Source organism: Bacillus sp. ATD (assembly GCF_050585765.1).
Lineage (GTDB): Bacteria > Bacillota > Bacilli > Bacillales > Bacillaceae > Bacillus > Bacillus stercoris.
Genome location: NZ_JBOBQH010000005.1, coordinates 34,895 through 54,358 on the forward strand (window position 1 = coordinate 34,895; position 19,464 = coordinate 54,358).

Sequence of the window (19,464 nt, forward strand, 5' to 3'; positions counted from 1 at the left end):
GTGCCATATGGCTTTTCCAATTATTCATACAAACTTTTGGGATGCTGTGATAGCCATTCCAATCATCATAGTGATAACCCAAATCCTCAAAATATTATTGAAAATCCCCAAAACATTTGTGCCATCAGTTGCCTTAATAATAGGTCTTGTCATTTCTGTTTTCATAAGCCATCGACACAGCCTCTTTTCCGGCGTGTTTATGGGCTGGTTTTATGGCTACGCCGCTATAGGCTCCTACTCATCATTAAAAACGACCATCTTATCCTTCAGGCAAACGAAAAACGATACATCAAATTCATAGATGACATATAACGATCTGCCGCCTCTTGATCAGGCGGCTTTAATTCTGCTGTAGGTTTGAATGCTGGTACGATCATCTTCAAAAGAGATCCTCATTCACTCGCTTAAAGAGGCACTGTTATTTTTACCATTATGTTGATGCAATGAAATTAAAACGAAATATCATAGAAGTGAATAGACTGCCAGCGTCCTCTATGACATCTACTTCTGAATGAAAGGAGCTTGAAGCATGCGATCTCAAATCAACATCTCAAATCTCACAATAAATGGGATGACACAAAACGCCAATACAGATATCGGACAAAACTTGCAAAACAGCCATACTGCGAACAGCAAAAACTACGGTGTCAATTTCACATTAGGAGATTACTCTCCTTCTAATTCCATTATTATTTCAGCAAGTTGTGATAATGATACAAGTGATCAAGGGCAGAATGATAACCCTTCTTCACCTAGTGAAGAATAACATGATGCACAAAAAAAGAACTCATATGAGTTCTTTTTTAATCGTTTGTCTCGTTTGATATGATGCTTCTTTTCTGAAAAGCCCAATGGTGTGAGTGCTGAGGATATGATAAAGTGAGGACTACTAATATGCTGATGGATTCATGATGACCAATATAAATGTATAAACCCTTTATTCGCCTTCATATAATCGATAAACCCTATCCAGCTTTTGTTCAAGCTGTTCAAAATGAACAAAGCGGGCTTCTCTCAAATACTCAGTCCCATTAATGAACAAAAGAAGCACGGGAACAGTAAAGACTGAAAATCTGCCGGCAACCTCTGCTACATCGTCAGCATTGACATGCCCCAATTTGATGTTTGGAAACTGATCCAATACTATTCTAAGCTGCGGCAGAACTGCGTGACATACTGTACAGCCAGGCCTTGATATATAGATAAAACTGAATTGGTGCTGTTTGATAAAATGATCTATAGAATCTAATGAATGTAATGCTGTCATTTCTTTCATCCATTTACTCCTTCAAATAGGTCTGCCTTTCATGACCAAGCTAATATATACCATTCACTATACAGATTTATATTTAGTATTTCCGCTTTTTTGCTTTTCAGATTACCTGCAAGCTTGCCGAAAATGTAAATACAAAAGAACAGTTACTGCATGACAGTAACTGTTCTGATTTACTTTCGTATTAAAAATGCAAAGCGTAAGCTCCTGAACCGATGAGTGCAACCCCTATGGAGACGGCAATGAGCACCACGTTATATTCAAAACCGCCGGCGCCATTCGCAAAGCCTTTCGCTCCATGAACTTTTACGATCGCACCTAGCATAATGATTGTGATGATAGCAGCTCCAAGCGGGAGGAACACACCTAAAATAAATAGAATTCCGCTTACTAACTCCCCAAGGCCTGACAGAGCGGCCGCAGCGTTACCTGGTTTTACCCCAATTGATTCGAACCATTGTCCGGTCCCTTTAATTCCGTATCCCCCAAACCAGCCGAATAATTTTTGTGTGCCATAAAACAGAAACACCACACCAATCATAATCCGAATTAGCAACAGTCCTGCATCTTCCATTTTTATCTCTCCTCATCTTTGATTTCATCTGATTCTTTGCTGCAATACCATCCAGCAATCATCAATTGAATATATGTTTCTTTATTTTTTTATGTGTCAAATCAATCTAATTCTCTTACTTCAAACGGCAGCAGCCCTTGTTCAATTTGTGCCCGATGCGGTTCATATTGCACAGGCAGCATCAATTTTCCGCCCATTGTTTCGTGTGATTCATCATGGGCAAAGCCCGGTGGATCAGTTGCGATTTCAAACAGAATTTCCCCGTGTTCCCTGAAGTAAATGGCATTAAAATAATGTCTATCCCGAACAGGCGTTACACCGTATCCGTGAGAAGCAATATATCTTTGCCAATCTAATTGATCTTGGTCATCACTAGCCCGCCAAGCAATGTGGTGCACCGTGCCGGCTCCCATTTGACCACGGCCAATAGACGTTAACTTAAGGTCAATCACATTTCCGATATCACCGGCAGAACGATAACGAATGAAGTCTCCTTCCCTGCCGACTCGTTCCAGCCCCATAATGTTTTCCAATAGCTCCGCGGTTTTGTCAGGCTGCGCTGATAATAAAGTTGCGCCCCCAAAACCTTTAATGGCAACATCAGGCGTTACATCTCCGAAGGTCCACGTGTTAGCCGCTCCTTCTTCTCTTTCCACGATTTCTAAGTGCAGGCCATGAGGATCATCAAACTCAATATATTGTTCTCCAAAGCGCTCGATTTTGGTGTATGGAATGTTGAACTTTTCTAGTCTCTTTTCCCAAAATGCCATAGCCCCCTTCGGCACGACATATGACGTTACGCCAACTTGGCCGTCTCCAATGACGCCTTGGCTGGCTCCAGCCCACGGAAAGAAAGTGATGATTGTTCCCGGCTCCCCGCCCTCATTTCCAAAATAAAGATGATACGTACCTGGATCATCAAAATTGACAGTTTGCTTGACCAAACGAAGCCCAAGCACTCCTGCATAGAAATCTGTGTTCTCTTGAGGATGGCCGACAATCGCTGTAATATGATGAATTCCCATTGTTTTTTTAGCCATTTTTATCTGCTCCTTTTACATATACTCAACAAACTCATTCACAGGCTTACGGTAGCCGCGCGGCCTTCTGCTCTCTGTTTTTTCTTTCCCAATTGTAATCATCATGACAACCTCAAACTGGTCATCTATGTTCAAAATCTGTTTTACGGCTTCCGCATCAAAGCCGATCATCGGGCAGGTGTCCCAGCCTTTTTCTTTAGCACTCAGCATAAACATCATCGCAGAAAGTGAAGCGTTCCTTATCGCCTCATCTCTCTTAAATTGCTCTCCCCTGTTTTCATAAAACGAAACGGTGTCTTGAACCATATGGTCATACTCTTGCTTATTTAATACCCCTAACACCTTTAATCCTTCATAGATGTCAGCCGCTTGCTGATATGCCTGTTTATCCCCTAATACCAAAAGAACCGCAGATGAGCTAAACACTTTATATTGTCCGTTTGCGGCCTGTTTCAGCTTTTCTTTTACATCCGGGTCTAGAACCGTCACATATTTTGTATGCTGCAAATTAAAAGCCGATGGTGCCAATGCAACCAATTCAAACATCTCATTGAGGTCTTCTTTTGTGATTGGATGACCTGAAAGAAAATTGCTTGCAGATCTTCTTTCATTGACTAACTGTGTAAATTCAGCCATTACGATACACTCCTTTTTATCTCGAATTCGAGATATTATTCTATAAAAAATCTCATTGAATTTTTAAAAAAGAACTGACTGCGATTGGACCTTGATCGTTGATCTTATTAACTTAATATCTCGAATTAAAATATCTTGAATATGAGATAATAGTAAAATACAGATCATCTAATGTCAATAGTTTTTTTATAACAGATGGAATTTTTCCGCTGAAGGCAGCATTATTATTGCCACTCCTTGTTACATGAGAACTCATTTGTTTGCAGTGTGAGCTTTTAGCACAGCTCCAACTTTTTTTCTGTTACCTTATTTATTAGTAACCAGGAAACAACGTTGCTATAGACCCACTCGAAATTGAATTGGTATGATAAGCAAAGTGATTACACAGAAAAGGATACGGAGAGCGTCTAAAGAGCACTCCTATTTTTTTTGTGCAGTTTTATAGGAGGAAAAAATGGCAAGTGAAAGAGAACAAATCAGCAGAAAAGTTGCTTTGATTGCATTGATCGCCAATCTGATCCTAATGGCAGGAAAGGTCTTTTTTGGACTGATAGGCGATAGTGAAGCCGTTTTTGCAGACGGAATCCATTCTGCGGCAGATGTCGTTGCTTCGATTGCGGTCTTGGCAGTGATCGGCATTTCCAATAAACCGCCCGATCAAGACCATCCTTTTGGACACGGAAAAGCAGAAGTCATTAGTGAGGCGATTGTAGGAATAATCTTAGTGATCGTATCCGTTTATATCCTCATTGAAGCGATTTTGTCCTTTGTTAAAGGGCCAAGCGTTCCCCAATACAGCGCATTATTTGCGGCTCTTATTTCGTACGTGGCTAAGGAAATCTTATATCGTTATTCTATCAAGCAAGGGAAAAAATGGAACAGCAAAGCGATTATAGCGATTGCATACGATCATAAAGGCGATATCGTTGCCTCCCTTGCCGCTTTTATCGGCGTCCTATTGGCTATCATCGGAAACACACGCGGCTGGTCCTATCTGTTGTACGCCGATGCAATAGCCAGTGCAATCGTTGCTTACCTCATTTTTAAGATTTCTATGGAATTAATCAGGCCGTCTGTTGATGTGCTTATGGAAAAGAGCGTTGACCCCAAGCTGATCGAGGAATATAAAGCTGTTATTTTTCAATGTGATCAGGTAAAACGAATCGATAGAATCCGCGCGAGAGAACACGGCCACTATAAATTGCTTGATGTCCGTCTATCTTTGGATCATGATTTGACAATTAAGCAGGGACATGACATTGCCCGCGAAATTCGAAATGAAATCAAAAGACAGTTTTCCGATGTTGAAGAAGTGCTCATCCATGTGAATCCTTATTTCGAAGAATGAAAAGCTCCTTTTGAAAAGGAGCTTTTGCTTTATGCTGTTAAACTTTCCCTTTAGAACTCGCTGTACTATATAATATGGATGTATATCAATCATAGGGACAGAAAGGTTGTTAGAATGAAGGAATTTTTTTCGATTGGGGAAGTGTCAAAGTTATTCAATGTGAAAATCTCTGCTCTTAGGTATTATGATGAAATTGGTCTTTTGAAGCCGGAATATAAAGACGAGAAAACGAACTATCGATATTATTCCACCCAACAGTTTGAGCGGCTGGATACCATCAAGTATTTGAGGGCCTTAGGTCTGCCAATCCATAAGCTGCTTGATTTTTATAACTCTCAAAATACAAATACCCTTCTTCATTTACTAAAAAGCCAGCAAGCTGAAATTGACCGCAAGAAAAAAGAATTGGAACGCATTGAACGAAAGATCTCCCGCCGCATCACACATATAGAAGATGCCGTTCACACACCGTTACATCACATTTCAAAAATCAAACTTCCCGCAATTCGTGTGGCTTATTTACAGCATGAATATGTTCTCGGCCATGATATCGAACATTCGTTAGCGGAATTGAGAACTCACCTGAATGTGAACGAAGATATATTTATAGGCAAAATCGGTTTATCCATTTCAGCAGCAAATGTGAAGGCAAGACAGTTTGACAAATATTCCAGTATATTTATGATTCTTGAAGATGAAAATGAAAAAACTTCATCAGAAATCATTTTCCCTTCAAGAGAATATCTGCAAATTAGGTTTAGAGGGTCACACCTAGAAGCCGAACCCTACTACAAAACATTACTGGCGTATATGGAAGAGCATCATTATGAGGTAGCAGGGGATTCTATCGAAATCACGCTCATTGATTATGGCATTACGAATAACCTAGACAATTATGTGACTGAAATCCTCTTGCCCATCAAATAATCTCATGAATATGTTTTGATCTCCCTTGACTCTCTACTAACTAGAGGGTTTATTTTTTATGCAGGAATCATTATTGGAGGAGAAAGCTTATGTTTGGAACGATTTTTAACACAGTGATGATCATTGCGGGAAGCATAATCGGGGGGATATTCAAAAAAGGCATTAAAGATGAATACCAGGATATTTTAATGCAGGCAATGGGATTCGCTGCAGTCGCGCTGGGAATCAACGCCGTTACACAGCATTTGCCTGATAGTAAATACCCCATTCTTTTCATCGTGAGTTTAGCTATTGGAGGTTTGCTTGGCCAGGTCATTAATCTGGAATTACGATTCAACAAGCTGGTGAACAAATTTTCGAAAAGCAATTTAGCGGAGGGGTTATCCACTGCGGTCTTATTATTTTGTATAGGCTCGCTGTCAATATTGGGTCCTGTTGAAGCGGCTTTGCATGGAGATTATACGTACCTTCTGACAAACGGGATGTTAGATGGGATCACCTCCATTGTGCTCGCCTCGACTTTTGGTTTTGGAATAGCGGCAGCTGCCATTGTATTGTTTGCTTGGCAGGGCTCCATCTATTTATTTGCTAAAGTAATGGAGAGCGCAATCAATACAGACCTTATTAACGAAATTACTATTGTGGGTGGCATACTCATCCTCAGTTCAGGTCTAAGCATTCTTGGAATCAAGAAGTTCAAAACACTGAATCTGCTGCCTTCCCTGTTGATCCCTCCTGTTGTGATTTTTGTGATTCAATCATTTGGATTGCATTTTTAACAAATCGCCATCAATTAAGCGCAAATCATGAATGCCGGCCATGTTTTATTACTGGAACAGACGGTGAATGGTCATATGGGCGTCAATTCATTCATCACAATCTTTGCGATCGTCTTTGTACATAAACCGATCGATGGCCGGCAGTTCACAACAAAAATACCAAGGTCGTCAAGATCCTTGGTATCATTCATGCTGAACATGCGCTGTGTTTGTGTTTCTGTCTCTGATCTACATTTGTAATGCTGAGTCTTTGATACCATGCATTCAAATCACAATGTACTGCCCTCTATAAGGCTTTCTCACCTCGGGGTGTGTTTTCATCAAAGTATTCATAAATGATGTCATATTCGAAATGTGTACGCCGGTTTCCTTTTCAATCCTTCTTTTCAAATCGATACTGCTCATTGGCTTATTCTGCTGCTTTAATATGTTTAATGCTGCTTCACGGGAGGCTTTTGATTCAGCTCTGCCCTGCCTTCTTTTTTTCTTTTGGATAGGTTTTGATGTTACACGATATGTCTTTACATCATTTGCAGCTTGTGCCATGAACGCAACTTGAGATGGGCTCGTCTTTGACCGTTGTAGCTGAAACTCACGAAGGATCGATCTTTCGTGTTTATCTATGTGTGCTAATCTCATACACAAAGCTTCTCCCCCCAATTAAGCAGGCGGAAAAGAGCTTTATTCCACCTGCAGATCTGAGTCATTGTTCAACTCTTTAGAACACGGATCAGGGAAATCACCATCTATAAAGGTGAGTGGTTCTATCGGCCCTACAGCGCTAAATCATGATTTTTTTGCTCGGAACATACTCAGTATATAGCCGCCTATCCCCCCTGCAATGGCTGGAATAAGCCACCCAAGCCCTATGCTGTACATAGGAAGAACCTGAGTGAAAACGCGATTCACGACTTCAATCTTTATCCCAGCTGCATTCAAACCGTCAAATAGGCTGATGATAAACGTGAACAGTAAGCTCCCCTGATACACTTCAGCCTTCCCTTTAAATACAGAGTGCAAAAACGTTAAAAATATTAAGGAAATCGCGATTGGATACATCGTCATTAAGACAGGCTTGGACACCTTAATGAGCTCTGTTAATCCTATATTTGCAACAAGTGTGCTAAACACCGCTAACATCACAGCTATTTTTTTATAAGAAATGCCCGGAAATAATTCATGAAAAAACGAAGAGCACGCTGTGATGAGTCCGACACTTGTCGTCAAACATGCTACCGTAATCATTAAACCCAATAAAATAGAACCATAGGATCCAAAATAATAGGATGAAACCTTAGCCAAAACCTCGGCCCCATTTTCTAAAAACCCCAGCTTTTCAACGCTGGAGGCCCCCATATATGAAAGGGAAGTATAGATAAGGGCTAAAAGTGTCGCAGCAATCGCAGTGGCTTTCGCACAAATGATGATCAGCTGTTTTTTGGTGGCTGCCCCTTGTTCTTTCATTGCATTCACCACAATGATTCCAAAAACGAATGCTACAAGGGCATCCAGTGTAAGGTATCCCTCCTGAAAGCCTTTAAAAAACACATGCGATGTATACCCTTTTGATGGCGCTTGAATGGTTCCAATTGGATGAACAAGAGCTACCACTACAAGCAAACCGATAAATGTCAATTTAATTGGTGTTAAAACTTTTCCGACCACATCCACTATTTTTGTGGGATTAAGTGATAACAGACATGCAACTGTAAAAAACAATATTGTAAATATGATCAATGAAACAGGGCCTGCATCATCTGATAAAAAAGGTTTCACTCCAATTTCAAACGATACGTTCCCCGATCTTGGGATAGCGAAAAAAGGCCCGATGGCCAGATAGAGAATCGTTGTAAACACAATGCCAAACACCGGATGCACACGGCTGGCTAACGATTGTAAATTATCTTTACCTGAAAAAACAAATGCAGTCATTGCCAGCAGCGGCAAGCCGACTCCTGTCACCAAGAAACCCGCATTGGCAATCCATACATTTTTTCCAGCCATTTGCCCAAGCATAGGCGGGAAAATGAGATTTCCCGCCCCAAAAAACAATGCAAATAGCATTAGTCCTATAATGATGATATAGGAAGCAGACACTTTTTTTGACATGATAAATCCTCCGAATAAAGTAGACACCTCTTGAATGGCAAGGAAACACTACAGATGCTATATACATTGGCACGGTGCTGAGTCCAAAATAAGATTGTGTCAATTTCATTAATTTTTAAAAAGTTCAATAAAAGTTTGATCATTGATCGTTCCCCATACGGTTAAAAAACCAATTGTACCATAGCCATATAAACAACGGTTCCCCCCGCTATAGAAAGTAGCATATTTTTTTTCCAAAAGTGAAGCAGTGCAACTGCAGCTGCTCCAATCAATTCAGGAATACCGTGACTCCCAGAAAGTAGACTCACGTCTTTAAAACAATAAATAACCAGAAGCCCGATTACCGCTGATGGCAGCACCCTGCCCAAAAATTGTATGTATTTCGGCGTCGGTTTCCCAGACGGGAAAATCATGAATGGAAGGAACCGTGTCAGCATTGTGCCAAGCACGACCATAGCAACGGTAATGATTTGCTGCGTTATACTCATCGTCATACAGAAACCTCAGCTTTCTCTAATGGTTTTCTCAGAACAGTAAGTATCCCTAAAATGGCGAGCATAGCAGGAATAATGAAATGGTTTCCGCCAAAAATGATAAGGCTGGCAGCTGAAAGCCCAAGGCCTGCGAGAGCACTGTGATGTTTTTGCTCTTTCATCCACTGCTCAATGAAGATCACAATAAAGAGGGCGGTCATCACAAATTCAAGCCCTTCGGTATTAAATTTCACATACGATCCAAAAATACCGCCTATCGCTGCTCCCGCGACCCAATATAAATGATTAAGCAATGTCACAAAAAACATAAACCAGCCCTTGTCAACATTCGCCGGAACATTAGCGGTATAATTGATAGAAAATGATTCATCGCACATCCCGAAGATCAAATAAAGCTTTTTCTTTCCAGTCCCCCTGTACTTATCCAACATGGAAATTCCATAAAACAAATGTCGGGCATTGATCATCAACGTCAAAAAAAGGGCATTCAACGGATTGAACGCGCCCAGCAAGAAATGGGCGGCAACAAACTCCATTGATCCTGCAAATATAATAAAACTCATGATGATCGGATAAATTGCACTAAACCCTATAGAATGCATAAAGATTCCATAAGCAATTCCCAAAAATAAAAATCCGGCAAAAATCGGAATCGTATACGGGAAGGCCGAACGAAATGCTGCCCCTATTTGATTTCTTTTTGTCATAAGATTCACACCTTGCAACATTTTTATTTTAAAGTACCATATTAAATCCATACAACAAACAAGATAATTGTATGGATTACAATTATCCTTTGTATCATAATAGAGAAAACTTGCTGCACTCCTTTTAAAAACCATTCGTGGGAAATGAAACAATAGAGGTGGATTATGCCGGTCAATTCATTCGACAATTACCCAATGTCTTGGAAGCCAGAAAGAGAGGCGTTAAAGCGGCCTTTCTATGAATCAATCGCTGCACTGCTTGAACACGATATCAAAAATGGTTTTTTGGCACCGGGTACAAAGCTCCCGCCCCAGCGAGAATTAGCTGACTTTCTTGACTTAAACTTCACTACAATTACCCGAGCCTATAAAGTGTGTGAGGTAAAGGGGCTGATCTATGCGGTCACCGGAAAGGGAACCTTTGTTTCTCCTAGCGCCGCTCGTTCAATTACGATTTCTAAAGATAAAATCACCAACTGTATCGATCTTGGTTTAATCGCCTCTTTTGAAGAAACCAATCAAATTGTAACGGAAGTGATTCAACAGGTTGCGAGTAAACATTACGTAAAACAGTTACTCAATTACAATGATCCAACAGGCATTCCGCATCAAAAAACAGCAGGGCTAAACTGGATGAAATCGTTTGGCATTCAAACTGACCAAGACCATATCTCAATTGTTTCCGGTGCCCAAAATGCGCTGGCCATTTCATTGGCCGCGCTGTTTGAGCCAGGGAATCGAATTGCCACTGACTTATACACGTACTCAAACTTTATTGAACTTGCAAAAATGCACCACATTCAGCTAGTGCCGATTCCCGGAGATGAGTATGGAATGCTGCCGGACGAACTAGAAAAGCAATGTACTCAACTCAACATTCATGGCATTTTTTTGATGCCTTCTTGCTGTAACCCAACTACTGTTATGATGTCGAGTGCCAGAAAGAAAGAAATCGCGGCAGTGATCCGCAAGCATCGTTTATTATTGATTGAGGACGATATTCATGCGTTTATGACCGCAGGCTTGATTTCTGATTATCAGGAGCCCATGTTCAACTTGCTCCCAGAACAAAGCGTATATATTTGCAGCACCTCTAAGTCAATCTGTTCAGGATTAAGAGTAGCCTATATGGTCTATGGAGATGCCTTGGGCGAGAAAATCCATCAGGCGATGTTCAACATTAATGTAAAAACGTCTTCTTTTGATGCAGAGGTCATAACAGAACTGATCTTATCAGGAAAAGCGCACGATATTGTTTCTCAAAAAAAACAGCTTGCCCAGTCGGCTAATGATATGTTTGCAGAGTTTTTTCCTGAAACAGAGCTGAATGGACATCCTCTCAGCTTTTATCGGTGGCTTTCCATCAATGATGATACCGATGCGTTACAGCTGGAAACGGATTTGAAGAAACATGGAATCCGCGCATTTCATTCTGATCGCTTTTTGAGCGGGTCTGCCACTCCTCATAAGCATTTGCGTGTTGCGCTTTCTTCAACAGAATCATTAGACGAGTTGAGAATAGGATTAGAGAGATTGAAACATTATCTCGGCTAACTTGATCAAACACACCCTATACCGCTTGATGTCCTCTACCTGCGTAAAAACAAAATGGCGGCTTCACCTTCTAAATACTGCCACATTGAGTGGCCATAGAATCGCCTACAACATGATCAGGCAATGAACGTGAAGCAAAAAAGCAGATCATAAAAGATCTGCTTTTTAAAAGGGGCTTTTTCATTATGACGCAAACTTTACCTTTGGAACTCACTGTACTATTTAATGTGAATGTATAAATCATATGAACAGAAAGGTTGTTAAAATGAAAGAATTACGATTCAACATGCTGGTGAACAAAGCAATTTAGCGGGGGGTTTATCAACTGTGATCCTATTATTCTGTATCGGTTCCCTTTCAATTTTAAGCCCTGTTGAAGCCGCTTTGCATGGAGATTATCATACCTCCTGACAAACGGAATATTAGATGAGATCACCTCCATTGTGCTCGCTTCAACTTTTGGTTTTGGAATTGCTGCGGCGCTCCCAAAAAGGAGGTTAATATTCTGTTATATTGATTTTCAATAATCTGTTCCAATCGTTTTATTCCCTTTTTTATCTTGGATTTGACGTTGAATAACCTCTGTATTATATTGTAAATAAATTCTGTTATACCAAAATCAGACTCCCCATCACGAAACGGCACATTCATTTAAACAAAATTGAGAGGGGCACTTGTATGTCAAACCATTCATCTAGCATTCCCGAATTAAGTGACAGCGGTATCCGCTATTTTCAAACTTATAATGAAAGCCTTAGTCTTTGGCCGGTCCGCTGCAAATCATTCTACATATCTACTCGTTTTGGACAAACCCATGTGATTGCTAGCGGGCCAGAGGATGCCCCGCCGCTTGTATTACTCCACGGAGCATTATTCAGTTCCACGATGTGGTATCCCAACATCGCCGATTGGAGCAGCAAATACAGAACTTATGCAGTTGATATCATAGGTGATAAAAACAAGAGTATTCCTGAGAATCTAAGCGGTACGAGAACGGATTACGCAAATTGGCTTCTTGATGTGTTTGACAATCTGGGGATCGAAAAGTCCCACATGATCGGACTTTCGCTTGGCGGTCTCCATACGATGAATTTCCTTTTACGTATGCCTGAGAGAGTAAAAAGCGCAGCTATACTGAGTCCGGCAGAAACATTTTTGCCATTTCATCACGATTTCTACAAATACGCTCTTGGCCTTACAGCGCCAAATGGAGTTGAAACATTCTTACATTGGATGATGAATGATCAAAGTGTGCTGCACCCGATTTTTGTGAAGCAGTTTCAGGCGGGGGTAATGTGGCAGGATGGATCAAGAAATCCAAATCCTAAAGCCGACGGATTTCCGTATGTTTTTACCGATGAGGAATTACAATCAGCAAGAGTCCCTATTCTATTATTACTTGGTGAACATGAAGTCATCTATGATCCCCACTCAGCCCTGCACCGAGCCTCTTCATTCGTTCCTGATATTGAGGCGGAAGTCATTAAAAATGCCGGACATGTTTTATCGATGGAGCAACCCGCATACGTAAATGAACGTGTAATACGTTTTTTTAATGCAGAAACAGACATTTCACAATAGGTGCTTATTAAGATAGTGATTCGCATTCATAAGACCTGCAATATGCTTCTAGCCAGCCATTTCAAAAAATAGAGTCTCTCTCATGGACTCTATTTTTTACACATCATTTTGTTTTTATATCATGATCGATTGGACAAGACCCAGAACTGGTTTTGTGTGCTTGTTTCATTTGCATTTTTTACAGATCAGTTTTAAATTCCTTAATTTTTAAAAAGGATTCTCAAGATCCTTGGCATCAAGGAGTGAATGCAAAGTCAAAAAAATCATTTGATGTGCTTTATCACTTTTCCTGGGATGCCTGCTAGTATGACGCAGCTTCTGCCACATATCGAAAATGAGTGATGGCGCCATAAGTGTCTCCTTCACTTTCCAAATACCACCACAATGTTCGGCTATAAAATCGTTTACAGCTTGATCGGGAATAGTAAGCAAAAAAGCAGATCATAAAAGATCTGCTTTTTCTATTACATGATTTGTTTCTTTTGTTCATGAGCTATTTCTGGCTGTATTTCCTTTGTGAGTTGATGCCCTTCTATGTCCACATTCGGGATGATCTTGTCCAGCCATTTCGGCAAATACCAGGCTGCATTCCCCATCAGTTTCATCACACTTGGAATCAGTGTCATTCGCACAATAAATGCGTCAAAGAGCACACCAAAGGAAAGGGCCAATCCGTTGGCTTTCACAGTAGCTTCTCCGGCAAAGATAAATCCTGCGAAAACGAAAATCATGATTAAACCAGCCGCGGTGACAACAGGACCGCTGTGTTTTAATCCAGCCTGAATGGCTTGTACTGGATTCTTTGTTTTTACATATTCTTCACGCATTCTGCTGACAAGAAATACTTGATAATCCATAGCTAAACCGAACAGAATCCCAATCGATAAAATCGGCAGGAAGGCGAGTATCGGCCCTTTTTCAGGTATTTTGAAAAAGTCGATGAGATTGCCGTCTTGTAAGATAAATACACAGATCCCAAGAGTGGCTGTCATCGTTAAAATGAAACCTGCAACTGCAACAAGCGGCACAAGCAGCGAACGGAAAACAATGGTCAGCAATACAAATGCAAAGCCGACAATGAGTACAGCAAACACCGGTATCGCATCATTCAGGCGATCTGAAATGTCAATATTCACTGCAGTCGATCCAGTAACAAGCAAATCTACTCCGTTTTTATCTGACAAACTGCGTACATCGTGTACCAAGTCTTTCGTTGCCACATCATTTGGACCTGTTTCCGGAACGACCGTAATGATGGCAAAGTTCCCTTCTTTATTAGGCATTGCAGGGGTGACACTTGCTACATGGTCTAAGCCCTTTATTTCTTTCACTGCATCTGCGAAAGCCTCCGCTTTATTTCCTTTGACACTTGCGGCATCCGCTACGATGGTTAATTGGCCATTGAATCCTTCTCCAAACCCATCGGCAAGCAAGTCATATGCCCGTCGATCCGGATTATCCTTCGCTTTCATCCCCGCATCAGGCAAGCCCAGTTCCAATTGCATAGATGGAATACTAATGACGATCAAAATGAGAATGCTGCAAACACTTAGCAGAATAGGATGTTTTGTGACAAAACGCCCCCATGCATTTGTGGCAGCTCTTTGTTTTCCTTTTTTCTTGTTTGCTTTCGGAATCATCCGTTTCCCTGCTATTGATAAGACGGCAGGCACCAGCGTGATAGAAGCGAGAACAGCCATCAGTACACTAAGCCCTGCTGTCAGCCCCATTGCAGACATAAAAGGAATGTTAACAACCGTCAATCCGCAAAGTGCGACGATCACAGTAAGTCCGGCAAAAACGACTGCACTCCCAGCTGTTCCGGTGGCTCTTGCAATCGAGTCATTCTTTTGTATGCCTTCACCTAAAAACTGGCGGTGTTTCGTAAAAATAAATAAAGCATAATCAATCCCAACAGCAAGACCAATCATTCCGGCTAATGAAAGACTGACGGAAGCAATATCGAATACTTGTGTCCCAATCAAAACCAGTCCAATGCTTACCCCTAAACCAAGCAGCGCAGTTAAAATCGGCAATCCTGCTATTAATAAAGAACCGAATGTAATAGCTAAAACGACAAAGGCCAAGATAATGCCGACAATTTCAGAGACACCGCCTATCTCCATCTCGGCTCCCGGTACATCTCCGTTTAGCTCAGTTTGCAACCCCTCATCATCAGCCATTTTCAAACTTTCTTTTAAGTGTTTGATAGAGTAATCCTTTATATCATCTGCTGATGATTTATACTTAATATCAGCATAGGCAACTGTGCCATCTTTCGCGATTGTTCCTGTCACAAAAGGACTTGCAATCGAGTCAACAGAATCATCTTTACTGATTTCCTTGAACGTTTTTTCTATAGCTTTTTTCGCTGGCTTTGAAGTCAGTTTCTCCCCATCATCAGCACCGAAAATCACCCGTATGCTCCCTTTATCAGGACCGTGAGGAAATTCTTTTTCAATCACATCCATCGCTTTTTCCGAAGGTGTGTCAGGTATGGACATATCCTCAGAAAAACTTGGCTTTAAGGTAATTGCAAGGCCTATCGAAGCAACTAACACAACGACCCATGCACATATTACTTTTACGCGATGCCGAGCAACCCATCCTCCTAATGTATATAACATTTTTGACATGATAATCTCCTTTCAACACATTGCTTAATCACATTCTTTCTCATTGTAGTTGACCACGAAATAAAAAAAACGTACATTCGGGCATGTACGTTTGGGCAATTTTCAAATATGCAGTTTATTTGTCTAATGTCAGAATACCTTTTTGCATGGCAATCGTTACTGCTTCAGTTCTTGAATTCGCGCCTAATTTATTGTAAATGGACGTTAATCTGGCCTTTACTGTTCGCTCAGAGACGCCCAAATCAAAGGCAATCGCTTTGCTTTTAAGCCCTTTAGCAATTGCTTTTAAAACAATGACTTCCTTTTCTGTCAGCTGCGTCTCACTGCTCTGCTTCTTCATCCGCTCAAATTGGATTTCTTGCAAGCGTTTAAGGATATCAGGCTGCAATAGCACATTTCCTCTTATCGCTGCATCCATTGTGTGAAAAAGGGTTTCTGAACTCGTATCCTTTAACAGATATCCTTTCGCTCCTAATTCGATCCCTTCAATCATTAGGTGATCTTCATTATATGTAGTCAAAATAATGATGGGGATATCGTGTATTTCTTTTATTTTTTTAATGGCTTCTAACCCTCTCATCTCCGGCATATACAAATCCATAAGAATGATATCCGGTTGCAATTCATCTGCTAGACGGACTGCTGCTCTGCCATTTTCCGCCTCTCCTATAATGGTGTATTGATTGTTCGTTTCAATTAAAAGCTTCAGACCTTCCCTCACGACAAGATGGTCATCAACGATTAAAACTTTATTCATCTTGCATCTCTCCCTGAATTGGTACAGTAATCTCAATTTGTGTCCCTTTCAATTTTGTACTCTTTATATTGAATTGGCCATTCATGGATCTGACACGTTCTTGTATGCCAAGAAGCCCATAATGCCCTCTCTTTTTCTTTCCTTTTTCAACATCAAATCCTTTGCCGTTATCCTTAACTGTTAAATGGAGCCTCCCCTTCTCATCATCCCAAATGGAAATCCAGATTGTTTTTGCTTCAGCATGCTTTGCCGCATTCGTCATGCATTCTCCAATGATGTAATAACAGTTTTCAGCTGTACGCACATCCAGCACCTGATGCAATCTGTAATCTAATAAACAAGCCATGCCTGTCGACTCTATAAAATGATCCATTAGTGAGGTAATTCTTTCTTTTAAAACACCGATTTCTTCTGATTTGCTGCGGAGATCATCAATTGCTGAACGTGCATCAGCTAATGTGCTTTTCACTCTTTTCATCGATTGTTGTATGATTTCCTTCGCTCTCTCTGTGTTGCCTTTGGAGAGATGTACATGAATCGCGTCCAGCTGCATATTTAAACTGACCAGCCCTTGAGCAAGCGTATCGTGTAAGTCTCGGGCCATCCGCTGCCTTTCGTTCTGCAGCGTCAGCTGTTCGACCTGCTGATGAGCTAGCTCCAGCCTTTCAAGAGTCAATTGAGCTTTTATTTTTTCATCAACTTGGGCAAAAAATGTTGCGGCATAAGTGATGATGACAATCATGATCGGAGCAGCAATAACAATAAAATGCAACACTTCACCTTTATTAAGGTGATACGCCGAATTTATGCCCAGCAGCAGCAATAGATAAAGAATGGGAAAAGTCCTTCTTCTGTCTGCCATTCCTATGATTTGCCCAATTAAAAATGCATAAAGGCCGATAATGACAAGTATAAAGAAGCCAGTCATGAGATTAGCAAGTGCAAAGGTGATCAAACCTTGTACCACGAAATACAGAATCACTCTTTTCTTAACCCAGCGATATGAGTGCCAATGAAGCAAAGCAAAAATGGCGATTAATATGGTAAACACATAAAACAATAAAATGGACCAGCTCCCAGAAACAAATTGCAGCACGATAGAGGCTGTATAGATCATAAGAATAAAAGCCAGGCCAGGCACTCTAAGCGCAAGCATGTTTAATGCACGCCTATCATGTGAGTAATATTTATCTTTGAAAGGATTCCTTATCAGCAAACCTTATCCACTTCCTTTACCTGTTTCACCACATCAAAATTCATGAGAATCGAACCCAACATTAGAGGTTCCAACAAGTGATCATTGCCCAAACGTACATGAACGTTCTGCCTTTATGTACGTTTTATCTTTTCAAATTTATCTTTAAAATCAAAAGGAACATACTATTCATTGAAGGAATGATCATCATTGAAATCAATTGATCTTACAATTTTATCATTAAAAAGAAAAGGAATCCGGACTGAGAAGGTATTAAAAAATCAATATCCTGATCGATTAAGCCATATGACAGATAAAAATACGCAGCCAAAAATCAGATGCAAGGAAAAAGAGGAATGAACATGTATTGGTTTTTAGGTGCTTTATTATATTTTCTCATCGGTACTTGTGTATTCATTGGAATCATTAGAGACAGCCACTCAGGCTCGTGGACCCTGCTTGCCTTAGCAGCTCCACTCATCATTTTGGGTTACCCTTATTTTTATTCTAAGCAGCTTTTTGCTAAAAAATAGTGAAATAACGCCATACAATTCGCACATTGGTAAAGATATCAATATCGAGATACAATTTAGATATACGACGGAAAGGAGTTTTGCCTGATGAGTCAAAGAGTGTCCTACTATGAGATTGCACCTGAAGGTATGAAAATCATGATGGATATGGAGAAATACACGAAACAATCCTCAATTAACCGAACTACGAGAGAACTAATCAAAATCAGAGTTTCTCAACTAAACGGCTGTGCCTTCTGCATAGATATGCATACTTCCGATGCCCGTAAAATGGGAGAAACTGAACAGCGAATTTACTGTTTACATGCTTGGAATGAATGTGATTTTTACTCCCCTGAAGAGAAAGTTGCTCTCGAACTGTCTGAACACATCACGCTCATTCCATCTAAAAGGGTTCCTGATGAGCTATATCATCGGGTGCGGGAACATTATGATGAAAAACAATATGTTGACCTTGTTCTCATCATTAATCAAATAAACAGCTGGAACCGCATCTCTATTGCAATGGGGAATCGAGCTGCTTCAAAATAATAAGAAGAAGTAAGATTAAAACGAATCTTACTCCTTCTCCTGGATATCGTGCCGCATCATCATGTGTTTCCGTTTCAAAATCCTAAAGCTTCACGTTTAGGTGCTTTTCAAACGCGATTTTCCCGCTTTGTGTAATCCTGATCGCTCTCGTTTTAGGCATACGAACGATCCATTCTTCTTCTAACATGCGCATCAATAGGGCGTTTCCTAATGCTCCTGCAATATGATGCTGCCGTTCACTCCAATCCAAACAGCAGCGGGCAAAGGCTCTCCTCTTATTCCGTTGTTGCTCTTCATTGATGCCTAACTTCGAAAAGAACAAAGCCCCCTCTGAAGTCACCTCAAAGTTTAAATCAACTTTTTTTAACATCCCTTGCTTAACTAGTGAATGTGCCATTTGCACGCCCACATAACCTGCCAAATGATCATAACAGGTACGGGCGAAATGCAAGTCCTTTTTCTCTTTTGACTCTTTTAAAGATTTGACTTTACCTTCAGGCGCAATATGAAGCAATTGTTCAATCATGTTGGCAGCATCTGAGTTAGACAATCTGTAATACCGATGTCTTCCATGCTTTTCTACGCTAATCAGCTTCGCATCAAGCAATTTATTCAGGTGAAAACTTGCGGTTTGAGGTTTAATGTTAGCGAGATATGCAAGCTCTCCCGCAGGGTGTATCCTTCCATCCATTAGACTCAAAAGTATGGAAGAACGCGAGGGATCTGATAGCAACGAAGAGATTTTTGCAATATTAGGATTCATGGTTTTCCTCCTTACATTCATATTTCG

22 protein-coding genes and 1 pseudogene are annotated in these 19,464 nt (G+C 40.7%); 11 read left to right on the top strand and 12 right to left on the bottom strand.

Features of this window, described 5'->3' with window-relative positions; genetic code table 11:
• Positions 1-7: 7 nt before the first annotated feature.
• Positions 8-301, top strand: coding sequence for a hypothetical protein (locus ACQXR1_RS13140; protein WP_014662968.1), 294 nt, complete (start codon positions 8-10; stop codon positions 299-301).
• 228 nt (positions 302-529) lie between these two features.
• Positions 530-766 carry a spore germination protein gene (locus tag ACQXR1_RS13145; RefSeq protein ID WP_014662967.1) on the top strand — a complete coding sequence of 79 codons (237 nt, stop codon included), beginning with the start codon at positions 530-532 and terminating at the stop codon, positions 764-766.
• A 171-nt stretch (positions 767-937) separates the two neighbouring features.
• Here ACQXR1_RS13145 and ACQXR1_RS13150 read toward each other — a convergent pair whose 3' ends face one another.
• The 4 genes from ACQXR1_RS13150 to ACQXR1_RS13165 form a co-directional block, all read right to left on the bottom strand.
• On the bottom strand, positions 938-1,276 hold the full coding sequence (locus tag ACQXR1_RS13150) for a thioredoxin family protein (protein WP_430772288.1): 339 nt from the start codon (positions 1,274-1,276) through the stop codon (positions 938-940).
• Positions 1,277-1,457: 181 nt separating this feature from the next.
• Complete coding sequence (locus ACQXR1_RS13155) at positions 1,458-1,847, bottom strand: DoxX family protein (RefSeq protein WP_014662965.1); 390 nt, start codon at positions 1,845-1,847, stop codon at positions 1,458-1,460.
• Between the two features lie 101 nt (positions 1,848-1,948).
• Positions 1,949-2,887, bottom strand: a complete 939-nt coding sequence (locus ACQXR1_RS13160) for a ring-cleaving dioxygenase (protein ID WP_069840385.1) — start codon at positions 2,885-2,887, stop codon at positions 1,949-1,951.
• A gap of 15 nt (positions 2,888-2,902) precedes the next feature.
• Positions 2,903-3,523 carry a nitroreductase family protein gene (locus ACQXR1_RS13165; RefSeq protein ID WP_040084051.1) on the bottom strand — a complete coding sequence of 207 codons (621 nt, stop codon included), beginning with the start codon at positions 3,521-3,523 and terminating at the stop codon, positions 2,903-2,905.
• 454 nt (positions 3,524-3,977) lie between these two features.
• Between ACQXR1_RS13165 and mneP the strand changes: the two genes are divergently transcribed.
• The 3 genes from mneP (at position 3,978) to ACQXR1_RS13180 (ending at position 6,577) form a co-directional block, all read left to right on the top strand.
• A complete protein-coding gene (gene mneP, locus ACQXR1_RS13170; protein WP_430772289.1) occupies positions 3,978-4,871 on the top strand; it encodes a manganese transporter MneP in 894 nt (297 codons plus the stop codon).
• Between the two features lie 114 nt (positions 4,872-4,985).
• Positions 4,986-5,798 carry a MerR family transcriptional regulator gene (locus tag ACQXR1_RS13175; RefSeq protein ID WP_416723331.1) on the top strand — a complete coding sequence of 271 codons (813 nt, stop codon included), beginning with the start codon at positions 4,986-4,988 and terminating at the stop codon, positions 5,796-5,798.
• 89 nt (positions 5,799-5,887) lie between these two features.
• The gene (locus ACQXR1_RS13180) at positions 5,888-6,577 is read left to right on the top strand and encodes a DUF554 domain-containing protein (RefSeq protein WP_136654803.1); all 690 of its coding nucleotides are present in this window, start codon (positions 5,888-5,890) and stop codon (positions 6,575-6,577) included.
• A 264-nt stretch (positions 6,578-6,841) separates the two neighbouring features.
• On the opposite strand, the gene ACQXR1_RS13185 is transcribed toward ACQXR1_RS13180, so the two are convergent.
• The 4 genes from ACQXR1_RS13185 to azlC all read right to left on the bottom strand — a co-directional run bounded on the left by ACQXR1_RS13185 (position 6,842) and on the right by azlC (position 9,938).
• Positions 6,842-7,216, bottom strand: coding sequence for a hypothetical protein (locus tag ACQXR1_RS13185; RefSeq protein ID WP_014662958.1), 375 nt, complete (start codon positions 7,214-7,216; stop codon positions 6,842-6,844).
• Between the two features lie 147 nt (positions 7,217-7,363).
• A complete protein-coding gene (gene brnQ, locus ACQXR1_RS13190; RefSeq protein WP_286315092.1) occupies positions 7,364-8,686 on the bottom strand; it encodes a branched-chain amino acid transport system II carrier protein in 1,323 nt (440 codons plus the stop codon).
• Positions 8,687-8,847: 161 nt separating this feature from the next.
• Positions 8,848-9,180, bottom strand: coding sequence for a branched-chain amino acid transporter permease (locus ACQXR1_RS13195; RefSeq protein WP_040084057.1), 333 nt, complete (start codon positions 9,178-9,180; stop codon positions 8,848-8,850).
• Positions 9,177-9,938 (bottom strand): azaleucine resistance protein AzlC, encoded by a 762-nt coding sequence (gene azlC / locus ACQXR1_RS13200; RefSeq protein WP_014662955.1) that lies wholly within the window; start codon positions 9,936-9,938, stop codon positions 9,177-9,179. Before azlC ends, ACQXR1_RS13195 begins: the two co-directional genes overlap by 4 nt.
• A gap of 114 nt (positions 9,939-10,052) precedes the next feature.
• Here azlC and ACQXR1_RS13205 point away from each other — a divergent pair, with 114 nt between their 5' ends.
• The 3 genes and pseudogenes from ACQXR1_RS13205 (at position 10,053) to ACQXR1_RS13215 (ending at position 13,022) form a co-directional block, all read left to right on the top strand.
• Positions 10,053-11,441, top strand: coding sequence for a PLP-dependent aminotransferase family protein (locus ACQXR1_RS13205; protein ID WP_071582107.1), 1,389 nt, complete (start codon positions 10,053-10,055; stop codon positions 11,439-11,441).
• Positions 11,442-11,712: 271 nt separating this feature from the next.
• Positions 11,713-11,923 (top strand): annotated as a pseudogene (locus ACQXR1_RS13210) (DUF554 family protein); the annotation flags it as partial.
• 196 nt (positions 11,924-12,119) lie between these two features.
• Positions 12,120-13,022: a carboxylesterase gene (locus tag ACQXR1_RS13215; protein WP_430772290.1), complete on the top strand. Its 903-nt coding sequence runs from the start codon at positions 12,120-12,122 to the stop codon at positions 13,020-13,022.
• 464 nt (positions 13,023-13,486) lie between these two features.
• Here ACQXR1_RS13215 and ACQXR1_RS13220 read toward each other — a convergent pair whose 3' ends face one another.
• The 3 genes from ACQXR1_RS13220 to ydfH all read right to left on the bottom strand — a co-directional run bounded on the left by ACQXR1_RS13220 (position 13,487) and on the right by ydfH (position 17,631).
• On the bottom strand, positions 13,487-15,658 hold the full coding sequence (locus ACQXR1_RS13220) for an MMPL family transporter (protein WP_430772291.1): 2,172 nt from the start codon (positions 15,656-15,658) through the stop codon (positions 13,487-13,489).
• 115 nt (positions 15,659-15,773) lie between these two features.
• Positions 15,774-16,415, bottom strand: a complete 642-nt coding sequence (ydfI, locus tag ACQXR1_RS13225; RefSeq protein ID WP_430772292.1) for a two-component system response regulator YdfI — start codon at positions 16,413-16,415, stop codon at positions 15,774-15,776.
• Positions 16,408-17,631, bottom strand: a complete 1,224-nt coding sequence (gene ydfH / locus ACQXR1_RS13230; RefSeq protein ID WP_430772293.1) for a two-component system sensor histidine kinase YdfH — start codon at positions 17,629-17,631, stop codon at positions 16,408-16,410. Before ydfH ends, ydfI begins: the two co-directional genes overlap by 8 nt.
• A gap of 189 nt (positions 17,632-17,820) precedes the next feature.
• Here ydfH and ACQXR1_RS13235 point away from each other — a divergent pair, with 189 nt between their 5' ends.
• From ACQXR1_RS13235 to ACQXR1_RS13245, 3 genes are all read left to right on the top strand, one after another.
• Positions 17,821-17,970, top strand: a complete 150-nt coding sequence (locus ACQXR1_RS13235) for a hypothetical protein (RefSeq protein ID WP_014662946.1) — start codon at positions 17,821-17,823, stop codon at positions 17,968-17,970.
• Positions 17,967-18,143 carry a hypothetical protein gene (locus ACQXR1_RS13240; RefSeq protein ID WP_080478167.1) on the top strand — a complete coding sequence of 59 codons (177 nt, stop codon included), beginning with the start codon at positions 17,967-17,969 and terminating at the stop codon, positions 18,141-18,143. Before ACQXR1_RS13235 ends, ACQXR1_RS13240 begins: the two co-directional genes overlap by 4 nt.
• 87 nt (positions 18,144-18,230) lie before the next feature.
• Entirely contained in the window at positions 18,231-18,674 is a 444-nt protein-coding gene (locus ACQXR1_RS13245; RefSeq protein ID WP_069840375.1) for a carboxymuconolactone decarboxylase family protein, read from the top strand.
• An 82-nt stretch (positions 18,675-18,756) separates the two neighbouring features.
• Here ACQXR1_RS13245 and ACQXR1_RS13250 read toward each other — a convergent pair whose 3' ends face one another.
• On the bottom strand, positions 18,757-19,437 hold the full coding sequence (locus tag ACQXR1_RS13250; protein WP_430772294.1) for an ArsR/SmtB family transcription factor: 681 nt from the start codon (positions 19,435-19,437) through the stop codon (positions 18,757-18,759).
• Between the last annotated feature and the right edge of the window lie 27 nt (positions 19,438-19,464).